We start from the raw sequence: 3,587 nt of genomic DNA, 5'->3' as shown, positions 1-3,587 counted from the left end.
CTTCCCCCCTAACCTGAATAAATATTTACTACATTTTTATTTCTTCGTATATGTCTATATAATATAAATCCTCTTTCAACTTCATAATAACATCTACTTCGTTATAAGTAGCCTCACGAGCATGTAAACCAAATTGATCCATACCAATCCATATCCACCCAGGTGTAAGATATAAAACATCTATATTAAAATAATCTAACTTAGTAAGCTCCGATGTAATAAATTTATCTTTATTAGCGATTTGTTTATCTATTAAACCGTATTCTTTCCCATTTTCAAATAGCGATATAAACTTCCCTACAATCGGATGTTCACGAACAATAAAATGATATTCTTTTTCTTCTATATTTACCACAATCAAACGAGAAACAGATAAATCAGGCCCTGAATTCGACATATTTGTTTATTCACCTCCTTATATAGGCTTCTTAAATATGATAACAAATGAATATTCAAATTAAGTTAATATAATGTAAAAAATAAAAAAGCTGATTTCCCTTTAGAAATCAGCCTTTATAATTTGATCAACTTTATTCTTTTACAAATTATTATAATGTTTCTTTTTCCTCATCATTTCCAGAAACTAAATTTCCTATAGCATCTGCTGTTACTTCCACTACAAATTCACAAATACCAGCTACAACTTCTCCAAGTATTTCATCCATCTTTTTACCCCCTTATTTTATGTAACCTATTTGCATTATAGAAGAAATTGGTAAATACAAACTATCGAAAAAGGTGACATAAACCTTACAGAATTGTAAGCTCTTTTATCCCTTTACTTATCCCCTTTGAAACTCCAAGTATTTTTAGCAGACATATAGGCCATCATAATATGAAGCAAGTAATAATCTAGTGTCAGGAGGCGTTTAATATGTATTACGTAAAATTAATTAAAGGTCAATCTTTCTACGCTTTTGATCATCGTTTCTTAGTGTCTGAAGAAGAAGAGGTTTCAGAGAAAATTTATAATTACTTGCGACGTAATGAATTTTTTGAAGTACGTAAAGAAGAATATTCTGCTTAATTACAAAAAGCATTAAGAAAAATATCATCTTATTGTGATATATTCTTAATGCTTTTATGTGAATTTCTTCTTTTCAATAATTATTGTTGACTCTATTAAATAATCCAGTATTTGTCCAAGCTAATTCTTCACTATTTTCATATTCTAGTATATGAGGAGGTGAAGAATATGACTCATATCATTGATTACCAAGCTACTCAGCCTATAAGTAAAACTGGTGAAACAACTTTTGCAATCCCAGCTTCTCCAAATAAAGCAATTTTAGCAAATTTGAAATTGAGAATTTCAAGTAGAGATTCACGTAATAATCGAGTAGAATTAATCGCTACAATTGGTGTAGAAGGTATAACTGAGACTTCACAAGTTTTATTCCGAATTTTCCGTGATAACATTGAAATTTTTAATGCACAAGTAGGTATTGAATCTACAGATTCTGAACAATTCTACGTACAAACATTTCAAGCTATAGATCAAAACGTTAGCAGTGGAACACACGAATATTCATTAACTGTTGAAAACCTTACTAGTGGTGCAAGTGCAGAAGTTGTTGGCCCACTATCTTTTAGCGCTTTAGCTATTGGACAAGAGCGTAAATGTTGCTAAGTGAATCTAATATTTAATTTTGTACTTGAGAAAAGCGAGGCGTAGTTATACGTTCTTGCTTTTTTATATGTATCCTTACTTTCTATTAGCTTTAATCATAAATTTTTTACGTTTTGATTCACTTATTTCATCAATTAACACATCAAATTTTTGACAAATCAAAAAGATTGAAATCCAATTATGAAACACGTAATATAGACTCTGACTCTAAAAAAGTTCGTATGAAAATAATGCATAAATAAGGAGGTTTTATATACGAGTTTTTCATTTTAAAAGACGGAGAGGTTTTATGTTATGTGGCGTAATAAAAACGTTTGGATTGTTCTAATTGGGGAGTTTATTGCAGGTCTAGGATTATGGCTTGGTATTCTTGGCAACCTTGAATTTATGCAAAAATATGTCCCTTCTGATTTCATGAAATCAGTTATATTATTTATCGGACTATTAGCCGGTGTTCTAGTTGGACCTATGGCTGGCCGTGTCATCGATCAGTATGAAAAGAAAAAAGTTCTTCTTTACGCTGGGTTTGGTCGAGTTTTAAGTGTTATTTTCATGTTTTTTGCTATTCAATTTGAAAGTATCGCATTTATGATCGCATTTATGGTTGCTCTTCAAATTTCAGCAGCATTTTATTTCCCTGCATTACAATCTGTAATTCCACTCATCGTACGTGAGCATGAGTTATTACAAATGAACGGTGTACATATGAATGTTGGTACAATTGCTCGTATTGCAGGCACTTCACTAGGTGGAATTCTTTTAGTTGTGATGAGTTTACAGTACATGTATGCCTTCTCAATGGCAGCATACGCCTTATTATTCCTCTCGACTTTCTTCCTACAATTCGAAGACAAAAAATCAACAACACCAAGTAAACAAGCTGCAAAAGATAATAGCTTTATGGAAGTATTTCGTATTTTAAAAGGAATTCCTATTGCTTTTACAGCACTTATATTAAGTATCATCCCTCTATTATTTATAGCTGGGTTTAATTTAATGGTTATTAACATTAGCGAAATGCAACATGATCCTACGATTAAAGGGTTCATATATACAATTGAAGGTGTCGCATTTATGTTAGGTGCCTTCGTAATTAAACGTCTATCTGATCATTTCAAACCTGAAAAATTACTATATTTCTTCGCAGTTTGTACTGCTTTTGCACATCTGTCATTGTTCTTTAGCGATATAAAATGGATGGCTCTTACATCATTTGGTTTGTTTGGGTTTAGTGTTGGCTGCTTCTTCCCTATTATGTCGACGATTTTCCAAACGAAAGTGGAAAAAAGTTATCACGGTCGCCTCTTCTCATTCCGTAATATGTTTGAGAGGGTTATGTTCCAAATCGTCTTACTTGGCACAGGCTTCTTCTTAGATACAATTGGGTTACAATATATGGTTCTCATCTTTGGAGTCGTTTCATTATTGATTATTTCTATTTCCCTTTCTAAGCAGAAACATTATGAAAAACAGCATTCGCAATCTGCGAATTTATAAAATAAACAAAGAAGTATGGGTCTAATATTGAATCCATACTTCTTTGTTTTATAATACGCCTATTTATTACGTTTATTGAAATTACCTAAAGGAGTATCCCCCTTTTATTTCGAATAGATTATAAAAAGTACTCTTTATAAAAGGAGTGGTAAAATGTCTGATGGCATCGAAGTATTTATTGTCCTGCTCTTTGCAATTGCTCTGTTTAGCACCCTAAACTTTTTAGCCATTTCCTTATCTGGACATAGTTTAAAAAAAAGAATCGTGGCAGGTTTCATATTTTTACTACTGACTCCCATTATCTTTTTGACTATCGCAACATTTGCTTCTATATTCGATAAAGCAGGATTTGGCGCAGGTACGTTAGCCTTTATGACCGCAAGCGTATATATATTAAATGGAATAGTGATTCTGCTTTCCTCTTTATTTATCCTCAAAAAAGACATAACATAGGCTATAG

5 protein-coding genes are annotated in these 3,587 nt (G+C 31.9%); 4 read left to right on the top strand and 1 reads right to left on the bottom strand.

Annotated features, from left to right (window positions below; genetic code table 11):
* Positions 1 to 28 precede the first annotated feature (28 nt).
* Positions 29 to 397, bottom strand: coding sequence for a hypothetical protein (locus ACQGSG_RS27610; RefSeq protein ID WP_000071478.1), 369 nt, complete (start codon positions 395 to 397; stop codon positions 29 to 31).
* A 477-nt stretch (positions 398 to 874) separates the two neighbouring features.
* Here ACQGSG_RS27610 and ACQGSG_RS27605 point away from each other — a divergent pair, with 477 nt between their 5' ends.
* The 4 genes from ACQGSG_RS27605 to ACQGSG_RS27590 all read left to right on the top strand — a co-directional run bounded on the left by ACQGSG_RS27605 (position 875) and on the right by ACQGSG_RS27590 (position 3,580).
* Positions 875 to 1,027 carry a YqbF domain-containing protein gene (locus tag ACQGSG_RS27605; RefSeq protein ID WP_000291905.1) on the top strand — a complete coding sequence of 51 codons (153 nt, stop codon included), beginning with the start codon at positions 875 to 877 and terminating at the stop codon, positions 1,025 to 1,027.
* A 168-nt stretch (positions 1,028 to 1,195) separates the two neighbouring features.
* Positions 1,196 to 1,630 carry an exosporium protein ExsC gene (gene exsC, locus ACQGSG_RS27600; RefSeq protein ID WP_000148797.1) on the top strand — a complete coding sequence of 145 codons (435 nt, stop codon included), beginning with the start codon at positions 1,196 to 1,198 and terminating at the stop codon, positions 1,628 to 1,630.
* 294 nt (positions 1,631 to 1,924) lie between these two features.
* Complete coding sequence (locus ACQGSG_RS27595) at positions 1,925 to 3,127, top strand: MFS transporter (RefSeq protein WP_000269261.1); 1,203 nt, start codon at positions 1,925 to 1,927, stop codon at positions 3,125 to 3,127.
* A 153-nt stretch (positions 3,128 to 3,280) separates the two neighbouring features.
* Positions 3,281 to 3,580 carry a hypothetical protein gene (locus ACQGSG_RS27590; protein WP_246960257.1) on the top strand — a complete coding sequence of 100 codons (300 nt, stop codon included), beginning with the start codon at positions 3,281 to 3,283 and terminating at the stop codon, positions 3,578 to 3,580.
* Positions 3,581 to 3,587: the final 7 nt, after the last annotated feature.

The sequence above is a fragment of the Bacillus sp. GMa5/1 genome, assembly GCF_050172015.1.
Classification (GTDB): domain Bacteria; phylum Bacillota; class Bacilli; order Bacillales; family Bacillaceae_G; genus Bacillus_A; species Bacillus_A cereus.
Note: the sequence above shows the minus strand (reverse complement) of the source record. Positions and strands in the feature narration are given on the sequence as shown.